Origin of the sequence: Hankyongella ginsenosidimutans, from assembly GCF_005144965.1 — a bacterium.
GTDB classification, from domain to species: Bacteria; Pseudomonadota; Alphaproteobacteria; order Sphingomonadales; family Sphingomonadaceae; genus Hankyongella; species Hankyongella ginsenosidimutans.
Genome location: NZ_CP039704.1, coordinates 202,486 through 216,641, shown reverse-complemented (window position 1 = coordinate 216,641; position 14,156 = coordinate 202,486). Strand labels below are relative to the sequence as shown.

Below are 14,156 nucleotides of genomic sequence, written 5' to 3'. Positions count from 1 at the left end.
CAGATGAGTCCATCTGCCTGGAAATCGCTCTAACCGACTGATCTGGAGATATCATGCCCAAGAGTGATCGCCGTATCGACCCTGCCGACCTGATGGCCCGGCGACTACGCCGCGCAGCGGGCCGATCTGCGCCGGCAGAATGTGGAACGCAAGCGGCTGCGCCGGCTCCCCGTTGGGCCGCATGCGACGCTGTTCTTCGAAAGCTACGAGACCATGCTGCAACAGGTGCAGGAGATGCTGCACATCGAACGTGGCGGCGACGCGCAGATAGCCGACGAACTGGACGCCTACAACCCCATGATTCCCAATGGATCGGAGCTGACGGCAACCCTGATGTTCGAGATCAACGATCCGGACATCCGCGCCCGCACCCTGCTGTCCCTCGGCGGCGTCGAGAACCATATCGCCATCGTCATCGGCGATCATACGGTCAAGGCCGTGCCGGAAGACGACATCGAGCGCACGAAGTCGGACGGCAAGACCTCAGCCGTCCACTTCCTGCATTTTCCGTTCACACAGGACCAGATCGCCGCGTTCCGGAGCAGCGGCGCGGTGGCGCGGTTGGAAATCGACCACCCGAACTATGGCCACAGCGCGACCATGAACGCCACCATGCGCGCGACGCTTGCGGAAGATTTCGCCGCATAGGGCAACGAACCTTGAGCGATTTCCAAGCAGATGGACTCATCTGCTGGTTAAGAAATCGCGGCAAAACAAAAGATAGAGCGGCTTATCTCATTCGATCAGATTGAAAGCCGTGCTCGAGAGACCTGTGCGCGAAAGAAGAAACCTCCCCTTAAAGGGGAGGTGTCCGTCTGAAAGACGGACGGTGGGGTGAAATCCCATGAATACCAAGTATCCGCCGCCCTCCACCACCCGAGCGGGTGGCCCCTCCCTCGGGTAAGGTGGGAAAACACGGCTCAGCTTGATGCCATCAGGCTCTAGAATCTGATGACATTGGATGGGATCGCCATTCCGATCTTCGCTGGAGCAGGCTGTAAAGTCCGCTCGTGGTGAGCCTGGACGAACCACGAGCCGCTCAGCCCTTCGTCCAGCTCAGGGTGAGCGGCTCGTGTGCAACCGCGCGATGGCGTGTGGGTCAACCTAAAGCAATCAGGCTCTAGAATCGCGTCATATCGATGTCGGATAATTTTACGATTTCTTTGGCGCAGAGTGCAGGGTCTGGCGATAAAATACTGACAATAAGAGAATATATCTTGTGGCATGAAGCTTGCGTAGCGGTTGGCATTCTTGAGTAGTATTTTTGAGTTTCGTCTAAGGGGTAAACGGGATGCTTCGGCATCCCGTTTCGTTTTTCAGATATCCGCATAGACCCCGGTTTCTTCCGCCGCGCCCGGATGCGTCACTGCGCCGGAGCGCGCCGGGCCCACCGTTCTGGCGTAGCGCCAGAGCGCGCCGGAGCCGCTTTTGGAGGCCGGCGCCCGCCAGCGACTGCGACGTTCCGCGAGTATGGCATCCGGGACGTCGAGGTTGAGGGTGCCGGCGACGGCGTCGATGACAATGCGGTCGCCGTCTTCGACCAGCGCGATCGGCCCGCCGTCCTGCGCCTCCGGCCCGACATGGCCGATGCAGAAGCCGCGGGTCGCCCCGGAGAAGCGACCGTCGGTGATGAGCGCGACCCGGTCGCCAAGGCCCTGCCCGTAGAGTGCGGCCGTGGTCGAGAGCATCTCCCGCATGCCCGGACCGCCCCTGGGGCCTTCATAGCGGATGATGATGACATCGCCCGGCAGGATACGCCGCGCCTGCACAGCGGCGAAGGCATCCTCCTCGCATTCGAAGACACGCGCCTTGCCCTCGAATGTCAGGACTTTCATGCCCGCGACCTTGACGATCGCCCCATCCGGCGCCAGCGAGCCGCGCAGGCCGACCACGCCGCCGGTCGGCGCAAGCGGCGCATCGGCGGGCCGGATCACGACCTGGTCCGGGTTCCAGGTGACCTCGGCCAGATTTTCGGCAAGCGTGCGCCCGGTGACGGTCAGGCAATCGCCGTGCAGGAACCCATGCTCCAGCAGGGTCTTCATCGCCATCATCGCACCGCCGGCTTCATACATGTCTTTGGCGATGTAGCGGCCGCCGGGTTTCAGGTCGGCGATATAGGGCGTGCGCTTGAAGATTTCGGCGACATCGAACAGGTCGAAGGCGATGCCGCACTCGCTGGCCATGGCGGGCAGGTGCAGCGCCGCGTTGGTGGAGCCACCGGTCGCCGCTACTACGGTTGCGGCATTCTCGAACGCCTTGCGGGTGCAGATGTCGCGCGGGCGGATATTCTGCGCCAGCAGGACATCACCGCCCGCCCGGCGGCGCGCGCGATGTCGTCGCGGCTGGCGTAGGGTGCCGGCATCATGTTCGAATTCGGCAGGGACAGGCCGATCGCTTCGCCGACGCAGGCCATGGTGTTGGCGGTGAACTGACCGCCGCAGGCCATGCCCCGGGCAGGCCACCTTCTCCAGAGCCGTCAGGCGCTCCAGCGGGCAATGGCCGGCGGCGTGCTGGCCGACGCCCTCGAACACATCGACCACCGTCACGTCCTGATCCTCGAAGCGGCCGGGCAGGATTGAGCCGCCATAGACGAATACCGATGGGACATTGAGACGCAGCATCGCCATCATCATGCCGGGCAGGCTCTTGTCGCAGCCGGCGAAGCCGACCAGAGCGTCGTAGCAGTGGCCGCGCACGCTGAGTTCGATCGAATCCGCAATCACTTCGCGACTGACGAGCGACGCCTTCATGCCCTGATGGCCCATGGCAATGCCGTCCGTCACGGTGATGGTGTTGAACCGGCGCGGCATGCCGCCACCCGCGATCACCCCGTCCCGGCAGACGTCGGCCTGATGGTCGAGCGCCGTGTTGCAGGGTGCGCTGTCGTTCCCGGCTGAGACCACGCCGACGAACGGCCGCGCGATTTCCGCCTCGCTCAGTCCCATGGCGTAATAATAGGAGCGATGCGGCGCCCGCTCCGGCCCGACCGACACGTGGCGGCTGGGCAGGCGGGACTTGTCGAAGCGCGACATATCGGCGGTCATGAAGGGTCTCCGGAGTGATTGCCTGCTGATACCGGTTCAGGATTGCGGAAAAAGCCTGAAACTGACTTTTTATTGCGCTTGATTGCGGCCATTGCCACAGGATGTTGCCTGGAAGCCGATCGGTTGAGATGGAAAGCATGGTGTTTCGACCGATCTAGCTCTAACAGGCTGTTGAAAAAGTGATTTCCCGCACTCCAAACCCGCAGCCGTCACCCCGGCGAAGGCCGGAATGACGAAATGGGGCTGTATAATTCCACTTTTCAGCAGACTGCTAAAGTGCGAAGGAATTCCCGCAGCCGCAGGAGGATTGCGCGTTCGGGTTTCGGATCGCGAACGCCGAGGCGCCAAGCGTCGTCACGTAATCGACCACAGCGCCTTCCAGCAAGGGCAGGGACACCGGGTCGACCAGCATGGTCACGCCATCGCGCTCGACGATCAGATCGTCGTCAGCGACGCTTTCGTCGAACCCGAAGCGGTACTGGAAGCCCGAGCAGCCGCCACCTTCGACGCGCACCCGGAACTTGACGTTCGGGTTGCCGTTCCGGGCGATCAGTTGCGTCAAGCGGGCGATGGCGGTTTCGCTCAGGGCGACGGGCTGCTGGGTCATGGCGTTATCCTTCACGGCTCAGGTAGGGCCGCATCCCACGCGCTTCAATGCATCAAGTCGCAGGAACCGCCTTCAGCACCGGCGGGCCTGCAAGCGCCGCCGCCTGATCCTCGGGGCGCAGCCGGCCGTCCATCCGGGCTCCGGCGTCGATCCGGATGTTTTCATGCACAATGTCGCCGGTGATGTGGGCGCTGTGCTCGACGATGACCGTACGCGCCCGGATCGCGCCTTCGACCCGCCCGCGCAGCGTTACCTCCTGTGCGGTAAGCTGACCGAACAGCTTGCCGGTCACGCCCTGCACCAGGCAGGTGCAGGTGACGTTGCCGTGGATCGTACCGTCGATGTGCAGTTCGCCGGCCGCCACGATATCGCCGTGGATTTCCACATCGGCGGCGATGATCGAGAGGGCACCGGCCTCAGCCGTGCTGGGCCGCCTCGAGGCGTTCGCGGGCGCGGCGCTGGATTTCCAAAACATTGGCGGAGGCCTCCAGAAACGGCATGGGGTTGACCGCGTTGCCGTCGATCCGCACCTCGTAATGCAGGTGCGTGCCGGTGCTGCGGCCGGTGCTCCCCATCATGCCGATTTTCTGGCCCTGCGTCACGCGCTGACCGGTCCGGACCAGGATTTTCGCCAGGTGGCCATAGCGCGTGCCCAGGCCGCGGTCGTGATCAAGGTCGATCATGTTGCCATAGGCACCGGTGGAGGCCGCGCGCTGCACGACGCCGTCAGCAGCGGCGTAGACGGCCTCGCCGTAGCTGCCGGACAGGTCCACGCCCTGGTGCATCGCGGTGCGACCCGTGAATGGATCGTAGCGCACGCCGAACCCGCTGGTGACCGTATAACGGGTGACCGGGATGAACGACGGGATCGACACCATCGCCTTGTCGAGCAGGTCGAGCTTGCTCCAGGCGGCGAAGAAATCGCGCAGTTGCGGCTCCAGGCGGCCGAGCACGGTCTGTGCATCGATGAACGGCCCGCCGCGGGCCGGCGCGGACTGCTTGACCAGGCGGGATGCGCTCAGGCCGAGGCGGCGCAGCAGCGCCTCACGATCCATGTAGCGTGCGTGCGCTGCGACAGAGGCATTCCTTGCGAAGGCGAGCTGCTTCGCCTCGACGGCCTTGAACCGTTCGAGCACGCCCGCCGGGGTGCCCGGCAGGCTATCAAGATAGGCCGAGTCGCCCGATTTTTGGGCTGCTTTGACGCTGTGCCGACCTTGCCGAGCAGCTCTTCCATGAGCTGCTCGCGCTCCTCGATCCGGGCGGCCAGTTGACCCACGCTGCCGCGGGCTGCCGACGTCATGGTGGAAATTTCGCGCTTCAACGCGGCGAGCTGCGCTTCCTTGGCGGCGATCTCACGCTCTTTCGACATCACAAGCCGCTGCGCAAATAGTAGGCGGCAACGGTGCTGCCAACCCAGCCGGTCACCAGGGTTGCCGCGACGATGCCTGCGACCTGCAGACGTGTCGAGACCCGGATAAAGCGCACCTGCCCCTGGCTGCGGAAATAAATCTGATGCTCGGGCAATACCCGATGGAGCCAAGCCCGTACCGGCGCATACAGGCGTTCGAAAGATAGCACAGCTGCTACTCCCCGTCCGCTGCTGTGGGGCGACCTTTCAAAGGATCCCCGGTATGACAACCCTGGTTCGCGTCTTTACGTCAGCGTAACCAGCCCACCCCGAAGGCACGGACGTTGCCGGTGAAAAATTCAAGAAGCAAGCCCTTGGTAAAGATTCTCTGAAAAACCCGCGAGATTCCGGGCTTCCACGTTGAAAGGCGGCTTGATTTGCCCCTTGAAATAAAGTCGGACCGACCGCTCGAACGCGCTATCGACTGTCATATTTGCCGATTCGCAGGCCCAGTGGAGCCAGCGGACGCCGGCGCCGACATGCCCGATTTCATCCCGGTAGATGCGCTCCAGCATGCCGGCGCTGATAGCGTCCCCAGCCGTCCGCAGCCGCTCGGCGGTCTGCGGCGTGACGTCGAGACCGCGCGCCTCCAGCACCAGCGGCACGACGCTCAAGCGTGCGATCAGGTCGCCGGCCGTTGCCTGCGCGGACTCCCATAGGCCGTCGTGGGCGGGCAGAGCCCCATAGCGGCTGCCGAGCATCTCCAGCCGCGCCGACAGCCAGAGGAAGTGCAGGGACTCTTCCGCCGCGATCCGCACCCAGTCATCGGCAAAGGCGCGCGGGCAGCCAGCGCCGAACCGGGCGACGAGATCCCAGGCGAGATCGATGGCGGTGAACTCGATGTGCGCCAGCGCATGGATCAGCGCGATGCGCGCGCGTGGGGATCCCGCCTTGCCGCGCTTCGGCATGGCGTGCGGCGGCAGCAGTGCCGGCTCGGGCGGGTGTGCGGGGCGATCGGGAGGCGCGACGTCCAGCCGCCACGTCAGCCGCCCTTCGGCCCAGGCGCGCGCCAGACGTCGGGACAGTCGCGCCTTGTCCGTGGGCCGGTGTCGCGAGCACGGCGCAGGCCGCCTGGCCGAGCGTGGCGATGCCCGTGGTCACAGGGCGCGGGCAGCCGCCAGAACATCCTCGGCATGGCCCGGCACCTTCACCTTGCGCCAGGCTTTGACCAGTGCGCCGTTCGCGTCGACCAGAAAGGTCGAACGATCGATGCCCATGTATTTCTTGCCGTACATGCTTTTCTCGACCCAGGACCCGAACGCGGCAATGACCACGTTTTCGGGGTCCGAGGCCAGCAGTACGCCGAGATCGTACTTGGCGCGGAACTTGGCGTGTGCGGCGATGCTATCCTTTGAAACCCCGATCACGCGCACCCCGAGGGCCGCAAAGTCCGCCGCCAGTGCCGTGAAGGCCTGCGCTTCCTTGGTGCAGCCCGAAGTGTCGTCCTTGGGGTAGAAATACAGCACGAACGGTTTGCCCTTCAGTCCGTCCCGGCTCACCGTCTCGCCGCTGTCGGTCGGCATGGAAAAGTCTGGGACCGATTGGCCCGGCTCGAGTTCGCTCATGGTGCCTCCTGTTTCTGGCGTTTTGCAAGTTAGCGCGCGTTGACCGGTTTTCGAGGTGTGCCGAACACCTGTTCCCAGATTTGCGCCACGATCCCACGCGCGTCGAGTATCTGCGCCTCGACCGCCTTCAGGTCCGGGCATTTCAGGGCATGCGCCAGCACGGCGGCGAAGGCGGGCGGGATGGCAGCCGTGCGTGGCGGTTTGGCAAAACCCACGCGCACCACGGTCTGCACAGTCTCCAGCGTCGTCAACGCCTGCAAAATGTCCCGACTGCCTGGCAGCAGCCCGGCGTCCCCAAGCGCGGCGATCATGCCCGGCAGGTCGGGGCGCAACAGTGCAGGCTGCGCATGCGCGTGCAACAGCACAAGGCTCTGCACGGCATATTCCAGGTCGATCAGGCCGCCGCTCAGGCGTTTGACGTCCCAGCTGGAAGTCGGGGGCAGGTGCTTGTCCATCTCGCCGCGGATATCGAGCGCGGCCGCGCACAGGGCGTCACGGTCGCGCGGGCCCCAGAGCCTCCCGGATTGCGGCCTCGATCGCCGCCGCATCCTCTGGCGCGCCCTGCACCACCCGCGCCCGGACCAGCGCCAAATGCTCCCAGACCCAGGCCTGTTCCTGCTGGTAGGCCCTGAAGCTGTCGATGGAGACCGCAAGCAGCCCCTGCGCGCCGGACGGACGCAGGCGGGTGTCGACGGCGTAGAGTTCGCCCGCCGCCGTCGGTGCAGTCAGCGCGGCGATCACGCGTTGGCTCAGGCGGTTGAAGTAGGTCGTCGCCGCCAGCGGGGTTTGACCCCGGCAGATTCCTTGTCGAAAGCGCCGGAGAACAGAAAAATGATGTCGAGGTCTGACGACAGCGACAGCGCCTGCCCGCCGTAGCGCCCCAGTGCGACGACCGCCAGCCGCCCCCGGGCACCCGTCCGTGACGCTCGGCGAACAGCGCTTCGCAGGCTTGCGTCAGATGCTGGAGCGCGGCATCGGCCACGTCGCTCGCCTGCCGCTGGATGGTGGGTGCGTCCGCTGCGCCGTCGAGCAACTGCACCGCGAGCTGGAAGCGCTGCTCGCTGACGAAACGGCGGGTCTCATCGAGGATCGCCTCGAAATCCTGCGCCCGCGCGCAACGGGCTGCCAGCATGACGCGCAGGTCTTCGACCGGCGGCAGCGGCGCGCGAAACGCAGGATCGAGCACGACGTCGAGCAGGTCCGGCGTGCGCACGAGCGTCTGCGCAACGGCGTCCGCGACCGACAGGATACGCACGAGAAACGCCAGCAGCGCCGGGCTGTGCTCCAGCAGCGCGAACAGTTGGACGCCGGCTGGCAATCCGGAGAGGAAACTGTCGAAGCTCAGCAGCGCGCGATCCCGGTCGTCGGCGACAGCGAACGCCTCCACCAGTTGCGGCAGCACCGCCTCGACCGCCTCCTGCGCGCGCGCTGTGCGGGTGGCGCGCGTCTCGCCCTTGCGCCAGCGCTCGATCGCGGCGGCGCAGTCTGCCGGCCGCTTGAAGCCGCGTGCCTTCAGTTCGGGCTCCGCAGCGCGCGGGAAGCGCTCGCGCGTTGATGCGTTGGCGGTCAGCGCGCCATAGCGTGCGGCGATGGCTTGGGTGTGCAGTTCGAGCGCCGCCTCGAAGCGCTTCCAGTCCGGATAGCCGGCGAAGCGGGCGAAGATCTTGCGCTCGTCCGCCCGCCGGGGCAGCACCTGGGTCTGGGCGTCATCGAGCATTTGCAGGCGGTGCTCGACAGCGCGCAGGAAGCGGTATCCTGCTTCCAGGACCCGCGCATCGTCCTGCGGGATCTTGCCGCCGGCGGTCAGTGCCCGCAGCGCGTCGAGCGTGTGGGCGGCGCGGTAAGCCGGTTCGCGCCCGCCGAAAATCATCTGATGGATCTGCACGAAGAACTCGACGTCGCGAATGCCGCCTTGCCCGCGCTTGACATCGAAGCCGCTGCCCGCCGGCGTTTCCTGGTCGAAATGCTCGCGCACCATCAGCGACATGTCGTGGATGTCGCGCACGACCGTGTAATCCAGCGAGCGTCGCCAGACGAACGGCTCCAGCCCTTTCAGGAACGCCCGGCCGGCAGGAATGTCGCCAGCCACAGCACGGGCCTTGATGAAGGCCGCGCGTTCCCAGGGCAGGGCGGCCGACTGGTAGTAGCTCTCTGCAGCGCTCAGCGGCAGGATGATCGGGGTCGATCCGGGGTCCGGGCGCAGGCGCAGGTCGACCCGCTGGCAATAGCCGTCTGCCGTCATGCCCTGCAGCGCCGAGACGAAGCGCTGGGCGATGCGCTCGGCCTTGCGGTGCGGATCGCTGCTTTCGGCGAGGGCCGGGGCGTCCGGCTCGAACAGCAGGATCAGATCGACGTCGCTGGAGTAGTTCAGCGCCCGCGCCCCGAGTTTGCCGAGCGCCAGCACGACGAAGCCTGACGTATCGGGACTGTCGCAGACGTCCTGCACCGCGGCCTGAAGTGCCCCTCGATCGCGGCGTCCGCATAATCGGACAGAGCGCCACAGACCCGTTCCAGGGGCCAAAGCCCGGCGATGTCGGCGATGGCGCAGGCGAACGCCAGGTCCTGACGGGTCTGGCGCAAAATGCGCATGGTGGCCGCCATGCTGGTATCCGGGCGGGCGGCTTCGATGGCCGCTGCTGCCATCGCGTCCGGCCCGAGGGTGCAGCAGCGCACCAGGCGCTCCGGCTCACGGGTCGCCAGTGCGCGCAGAAACGGCGACCAGTGCAGCGCATGGACGATTGCAGCGGCGATAGCATCCGGTGCTGCGGACAGCGCCTCCCGCGCCGCCAGATCGTCTTCCAGCGCCTTCGGCCAGGGTGCAGGCTTGGCGCCGGCAGCATGTCAGGCCGCCGTCAGCAGACCGTGACGCTTCTTGCCGGCGGAAAGTTTGCGCTCCGCCCCTCGATGCGCACCACGGCGGCTTCATCCGTCACCACCACATCGTCGAGCCGAACGCCGCCCTGCTTGATAAGCCGGCGCGCCTCGCTCTTGGATGCGACGATGCCGAGCGCCGCCAGTGCGTCGGCTATGCCGATGCTGCCGGAGACGGCCAGGCGCGGCAGGTCGCCGCCGGCTGCCCCTTCCTCGAACGTCCGGCGCGCGGTTTCGGCGGCGGCCTCGGCGGCCTCGCGCCCGCGCACCAGCGCTGTGACCTCGGTTGCGAGCACTTTCTTCGCTTCGTTGATCTCGGCACCTTCCAGCGCTGCCAGCCGGGCGATCTCGGCCATCTGCAGGTCAGTGAACAGCTTCAGGAAACGCGCGACATCGGCGTCCTGCGTGTTGCGCCAGAACTGCCAGAAATCGAACGCAGGCAGCATGTCGTCGTTCAGCCAGACTGCGCCGTTCGCTGTCTTGCCCATTTTCGCGCCGTCCGCCGTGGTCAGCAGCGGCGTGGTAAGGCCGAAGGCATCCTTCGCGTCGATGCGGCGGATAAGGTCCGCGCCCATGATGATGTTGCCCCATTGGTCGGAGCCGCCCATCTGCAGCACGCAACCCATGCGCCGGCTCAGCTCCAGGAAATCGTAGGCCTGCAGCACCATGTAGTTGAATTCGAGGAAGCTCAGCGGCTGCTCGCGCTCCAGCCGTTGCCGGACCGAGTCCATCGTCAGCATGCGGTTGACCGAGAAATGCCGGCCCACCGCGCGCAGAAACGGGATATAGCTCAAGCCATCGAGCCAGAGCGCGTTGTCGAGCATCACCGCGTCGTTCATGCCGTCGCCGAAAGTCAGCAGACGCTCGAACACCCGCAGGATACCGGCCTTGTTGGCGGCGATGTCTTCGTCGGTCAGCAGCTTGCGCGCTTCGTCCTTGCCGGAGGGGTCGCCGATCTTGGTCGTGCCGCCGCCCATCAGGACGATGGGCTTATGGCCGGTCTGCTGCAGGCGGCGCAGCAGCATGATCTGGATGAGGCTGCCGACATGCAGCGAGGGCGCGGTGCAGTCGAAGCCGATGTATGCGACGATCGGTTGGCGGCAGGCCAGCGCATCGAGCGCTGCTGCATCGGTTGCCTGATGGATGTAGCCGCGTTCCTGCATCAATCTCAGGAAGTCGGACTGGAATTCGCTCATCTCTGCCTCGTGGTTCATGTGCCCGGCGGATAGAGCATCAGACTTTCAATCCGCCTCAGTCCGGTGGCATGTACAGCGCGGATTTCAAGTCTTATGTTGCTCTATAAACCCCTCATTAGTGTGCACTGGCCTGGTGTCGTGGAATCGAAGTTCGCCACACGATGATACAGGGCTAGCGCGCGAACTTCGATTCTGGAAACGACACAAGAAACAAGAGTTTGCTCGTGTCCTTTTCGAATCTGAAATCCAACTTCGCCTGATATCGGGTGCAATGGATTTCAGATTCGGGACACTAGCATGGAGCCGCTTTCAAGGCGCGATGCTTTAACACAGGAGAACGGCATGGCAAACGCCGCCAGGCTCGCAATCGGGCTGATGTCCGGGACATCCATGGACGGTATCGATGCCGCGCTGATCGAGACCGACGGCGTGGATCATGTCCGGCCCGTGCATGGCATCAGTCTGGCCTACAGCGCCGCAGACCGGGCGGCGGTCGCTGCCGCTGTACAGTCTGCGAAAACGCATCCGACGAGGCGGCGCCACGCTGAGGCCGATCGTTGCGCCACCATGCTTGCCGAGCGGCACGCCGAGGCGGTGGCGGCCTTGCTGAGCGCGGCCAGTGTGCCTGCGGCTGACGTTGCGACCATCGGCTTTCACGGCCAGACCATCCGCCACATGCCGCCGGTGCCTGAGGGCGACAGCGGCTGGACCTGGCAGATCGGCGATGCCGGCCTGCTGGCGGCGCTGACGGGGATCGACGTCATCGCGGACTTTCGCCATGCCGACATGGCTGCAGGCGGGCAGGGCGCGCCGCTGGTGCCGCTCTATCACCGGGCGCTGGTCGCGCAGGGGCAGGCGGCTGGCCGGTTGCCCATGGGGCCGGTGTGCGTGCTCAACATCGGCGGCGTCGCCAATGTCACCTGGATCGACGGCGACGCACTGCTGGCGTTCGATACCGGGCCGGGCAACGCGCTGATCGACGACTGGGTGCAGGCGACCACCGGCACCCGCTTCGACGCCGATGGCGCGCTGGCAGCGCGCGGGGCTGTGCACAGCGACGTCCTGACTGCCATGCTCGACAATCCATGGTTCGATCAGCCGCCGCCAAAATCGCTGGACCGGGACGACTTTTCAGCAAGTCCCCTGCGCGGGCTCAGTGCAGCAGACGGTGCTGCGACCCTGGCGACGTTCACAGCGCGGACAATCGCGCTCAGCCGGCAGCACATGCCGCGCGCGCCGGTTGCCTGGGTCGTGGCGGGCGGCGGACGACGCAATCCAGCGATCATGAATGCGCTGGCACAGGCCGTCGGTGCGGTGCGGCCGGTCGATGCGCTGGCGTGGGACGGCGATCTGTTGGAGGCGCAGGCCTTCGCGTACCTCGCGGTGCGGTCCAGCGCCGGTTTGCCGCTCAGTCTGCCGGGCACCACCGGCGTTGCGGCACCGACTCGCGGCGGGCTGCTTTACCGGGCTGCGTTGAGCCGCTTGTCGAGATAGGCATCCACCACGGCCATCAGCGCCTCCGACTCGTTGTCGAAGAAGTGGTTGGCGCCGTCGAGCTTCTCGTGGTCGATCGTGATGTGCTTCTGGGTTTTCAGCTTGTCGACCAGCTTCTGCACGGCGCTGGTCGGCACGATTTCATCCGCGCCGCCATGGACGATCAGGCCAGACGCAGGGCAGGGTGCCAGGAACGAGAAGTCATAGAGGTTGGCTGGCGGCGATACCGAGATGAAGCCGCGCAGCTCCGGCCGGCGCATGAGCAATTGCATGCCGATCCACGACCCGAACGAAACCCCGGCGACCCAGGAAAACGGCGCATCCGGGTTGAACTGCTGCATCCAGTCCAGCGCGCTTGCCGAGTCGGATAATTCGCCGATGCCGTTGTCGAACTCGCCCTGGCTGCGACCGACGCCCCGGAAGTTGAAGCGCAGCACCGCGAAGCCCCGGTTCACAAAGGTCTGATACAACAGCTGGACCAGCTTGTTGTTCATGGTGCCGCCGCCCTTGGGGTGCGGGTGCAGGATGATCGCAAGCGGGGAACGCGGCTGCTTGGCCGGATGGTAGCGGCCTTCGAGCCGGCCTTCAGGGCCGGTGAAAATGACTTCAGGCATGAAGACTCTCGGGTTGCACGGTGGCAGGCGATCCTAACGGGTCGACCGTGGTCAGGCGGCGGGCTATATACGCTCGGGCGCGTGCGAGGCAAGAAAATGCGTGCCTTTCGCCACTTTGCCCTCAGGGTTCTGAAGTACGAATGATCTACCTGGATTTCAATGCATCGGCCCCGGTGAGCGCACTGGTCGCCGCACAGGTTGCAAGCGCAATCGCGCAGGGCGGCAATCCGTCCTCCGTGCATGCCGCAGGGCGCACGGCACGCGGCCGGGTCGAGGTCGCGCGTGAGGCCCTCGCGACGGCGGTGGGCTGCGCAGCACGCGATCTGGTGTTCACCAGCGGCGGAACGGAAGCGAATGCCCTGGCGATCCAGGGCCTGCCGTTGCCGCGCGTCCTGGCATCGGCCGTCGAGCACGACTGCGTGCTGGCGCTTGCGGATGCGACGATCCCGGTCGACGGGCAGGGGCGTGTCGCCCCGGAGGCGCTGGAGGCTGCCTTGAAGGACGGGCCGGCGCTGGTGTGCATCATGGCGGCCAACAACGAAACCGGCGTCATCCAGCCATTGCGTGAACTCGCGCCGCTGGTGCGCGCCGCCGGCAGCTTGCTGCACGTCGATGCGGTCCAGGCGCTCGCCAAGCTGCCGGTCGAGGTGGCGCACGCGGACACCATGGCGTTTTCCGCCCACAAGCTGGGCGGGCCGCAGGGCGTCGGCGCGCTCTATGTGCGCCCCGGCCTGACGGTTGCCGCCCGGCAACGCGGTGGCGGCCAGGAGCTGGGCCGGCGCGCCGGCACGGAGAATGTCGGCGGCATTGTCGGGTTCGGCGCGGCGTTGAGGGAGCGCGCGGAAGATGCCGAGTGGACGGCGCGCGTTACCGCCCTGCGCGACAGCCTGGAGACGGCGCTGCTGGAGGCCGGCGCGCAGATTATCGCCCGCGATGTGCCGCGCCTGTGCAACACCATCGCTGTGCGCATGCCGGGCGTCGCAGCGGCAACGCAGGTCATGGCGCTCGATCTTGCAGGCTTTGCCGTCAGTGCCGGGTCCGCATGCTCGTCCGGCAAGGTCAAGCCGAGCCATGTGCTGCGGGCGATGGGCTGCCCGGACGCCGTGGCCGGCGAGACCATCCGCGTGAGCCTCGGCTGGACGACGACCGAGGAAGAGATCGCAAGTTTCGTCAAGGCCTGGCGGGCGACCCTGGCGCGGCTAGACCCCCGTTTTTGATTGGATCACTTTTGCGCGGCAATCAAAACGGACGAGAAGGGTCTGCACAAAGAGTGAGAGCCATTCTTGTCGCTTTTGCTTGCGGCACTTCGACACAAGTGCCTCAAGCTCCGGGGAAAGGCTCTGAGGCAGCGCGCGGT

Annotated in this window: 13 protein-coding genes and 3 pseudogenes; 3 read left to right on the top strand and 13 right to left on the bottom strand. The window is 65.8% G+C overall.

Translation table 11 applies throughout. The annotated features are described in order from the left end of the window. Positions 1-114 precede the first annotated feature (114 nt). Positions 115-648: pseudogene (locus E6W36_RS01270) on the top strand (DUF3501 family protein); the annotation flags it as partial. A 668-nt stretch (positions 649-1,316) separates the two neighbouring features. Here the strand turns inward: E6W36_RS01270 and ilvD are convergent. From ilvD to tyrS, 12 genes and pseudogenes are all read right to left on the bottom strand, one after another. Then, entirely contained in the window at positions 1,317-3,044 is a 1,728-nt protein-coding gene (ilvD, locus tag E6W36_RS01265) for a dihydroxy-acid dehydratase (RefSeq protein WP_246047919.1), read from the bottom strand. Positions 3,045-3,315: 271 nt separating this feature from the next. After that, positions 3,316-3,651 carry an iron-sulfur cluster insertion protein ErpA gene (gene erpA, locus E6W36_RS01260; protein WP_222873507.1) on the bottom strand — a complete coding sequence of 112 codons (336 nt, stop codon included), beginning with the start codon at positions 3,649-3,651 and terminating at the stop codon, positions 3,316-3,318. A gap of 52 nt (positions 3,652-3,703) precedes the next feature. After that, complete coding sequence (locus E6W36_RS01255; RefSeq protein ID WP_281277405.1) at positions 3,704-4,126, bottom strand: bactofilin family protein; 423 nt, start codon at positions 4,124-4,126, stop codon at positions 3,704-3,706. Further along, positions 4,068-4,787, bottom strand: a complete 720-nt coding sequence (locus tag E6W36_RS20105; protein ID WP_281277404.1) for a M23 family metallopeptidase — start codon at positions 4,785-4,787, stop codon at positions 4,068-4,070. The genes E6W36_RS01255 and E6W36_RS20105 overlap by 59 nt, the downstream gene beginning before the upstream one ends. 232 nt (positions 4,788-5,019) lie before the next feature. Beyond that, positions 5,020-5,229 carry a DUF5930 domain-containing protein gene (locus E6W36_RS01245; protein WP_222873505.1) on the bottom strand — a complete coding sequence of 70 codons (210 nt, stop codon included), beginning with the start codon at positions 5,227-5,229 and terminating at the stop codon, positions 5,020-5,022. A gap of 129 nt (positions 5,230-5,358) precedes the next feature. After that, positions 5,359-6,072: a ferritin-like domain-containing protein gene (locus E6W36_RS01240; protein WP_342776903.1), complete on the bottom strand. Its 714-nt coding sequence runs from the start codon at positions 6,070-6,072 to the stop codon at positions 5,359-5,361. A gap of 84 nt (positions 6,073-6,156) precedes the next feature. Beyond that, on the bottom strand, positions 6,157-6,624 hold the full coding sequence (locus E6W36_RS01235) for a peroxiredoxin (RefSeq protein ID WP_222873504.1): 468 nt from the start codon (positions 6,622-6,624) through the stop codon (positions 6,157-6,159). Positions 6,625-6,653: 29 nt separating this feature from the next. Then, positions 6,654-7,079, bottom strand: a complete 426-nt coding sequence (locus tag E6W36_RS01230) for a hypothetical protein (protein WP_222873503.1) — start codon at positions 7,077-7,079, stop codon at positions 6,654-6,656. A gap of 37 nt (positions 7,080-7,116) precedes the next feature. Continuing rightward, on the bottom strand, positions 7,117-7,365 hold the full coding sequence (locus E6W36_RS22690; protein ID WP_425459753.1) for a hypothetical protein: 249 nt from the start codon (positions 7,363-7,365) through the stop codon (positions 7,117-7,119). A gap of 196 nt (positions 7,366-7,561) precedes the next feature. Next, positions 7,562-9,028, bottom strand: a pseudogene (locus E6W36_RS01225) ([protein-PII] uridylyltransferase family protein); the annotation flags it as partial. After that, positions 8,992-9,351 (bottom strand): hypothetical protein, encoded by a 360-nt coding sequence (locus E6W36_RS20100; protein WP_281277580.1) that lies wholly within the window; start codon positions 9,349-9,351, stop codon positions 8,992-8,994. The pseudogene E6W36_RS01225 and the gene E6W36_RS20100, both read right to left, overlap by 37 nt. A 114-nt stretch (positions 9,352-9,465) precedes the next feature. Next, positions 9,466-10,691, bottom strand: a pseudogene (gene tyrS, locus E6W36_RS01215) (tyrosine--tRNA ligase). 342 nt (positions 10,692-11,033) lie between these two features. Here tyrS and E6W36_RS01210 point away from each other — a divergent pair. Then, complete coding sequence (locus E6W36_RS01210) at positions 11,034-12,185, top strand: anhydro-N-acetylmuramic acid kinase (RefSeq protein WP_222873501.1); 1,152 nt, start codon at positions 11,034-11,036, stop codon at positions 12,183-12,185. Here the strand turns inward: E6W36_RS01210 and E6W36_RS01205 are convergent. Next, positions 12,152-12,799 carry an alpha/beta hydrolase gene (locus E6W36_RS01205; protein ID WP_222873500.1) on the bottom strand — a complete coding sequence of 216 codons (648 nt, stop codon included), beginning with the start codon at positions 12,797-12,799 and terminating at the stop codon, positions 12,152-12,154. The genes E6W36_RS01210 and E6W36_RS01205 overlap by 34 nt on opposite strands. Before the next feature lie 140 nt (positions 12,800-12,939). On the opposite strand from E6W36_RS01205, the gene E6W36_RS01200 reads away from it, so the two are divergent. Continuing rightward, on the top strand, positions 12,940-14,016 hold the full coding sequence (locus E6W36_RS01200; protein ID WP_222873499.1) for a cysteine desulfurase family protein: 1,077 nt from the start codon (positions 12,940-12,942) through the stop codon (positions 14,014-14,016). Positions 14,017-14,156 lie beyond the last annotated feature (140 nt).

Excerpts from the sequence above, each read along its gene's own strand:
- E6W36_RS01255 (WP_281277405.1), bottom strand. The coding sequence starts at position 4,126 with ATGTTTTGGAAATCCAGCGCCGCGCCCGCGAACGCCTCGAGGCGGCCC.
- E6W36_RS01210 (WP_222873501.1), top strand. The coding sequence starts at position 11,034 with ATGGCAAACGCCGCCAGGCTCGCAATCGGGCTGATGTCCGGGACATCC.
- ilvD (WP_246047919.1), bottom strand. The coding sequence starts at position 3,044 with ATGACCGCCGATATGTCGCGCTTCGACAAGTCCCGCCTGCCCAGCCGC.
- E6W36_RS01205 (WP_222873500.1), bottom strand. The coding sequence starts at position 12,799 with ATGCCTGAAGTCATTTTCACCGGCCCTGAAGGCCGGCTCGAAGGCCGC.
- E6W36_RS01235 (WP_222873504.1), bottom strand. The coding sequence starts at position 6,624 with ATGAGCGAACTCGAGCCGGGCCAATCGGTCCCAGACTTTTCCATGCCG.
- E6W36_RS01230 (WP_222873503.1), bottom strand. The coding sequence starts at position 7,079 with ATGGACAAGCACCTGCCCCCGACTTCCAGCTGGGACGTCAAACGCCTG.
- erpA (WP_222873507.1), bottom strand. The coding sequence starts at position 3,651 with ATGACCCAGCAGCCCGTCGCCCTGAGCGAAACCGCCATCGCCCGCTTG.
- E6W36_RS01200 (WP_222873499.1), top strand. The coding sequence starts at position 12,940 with ATGATCTACCTGGATTTCAATGCATCGGCCCCGGTGAGCGCACTGGTC.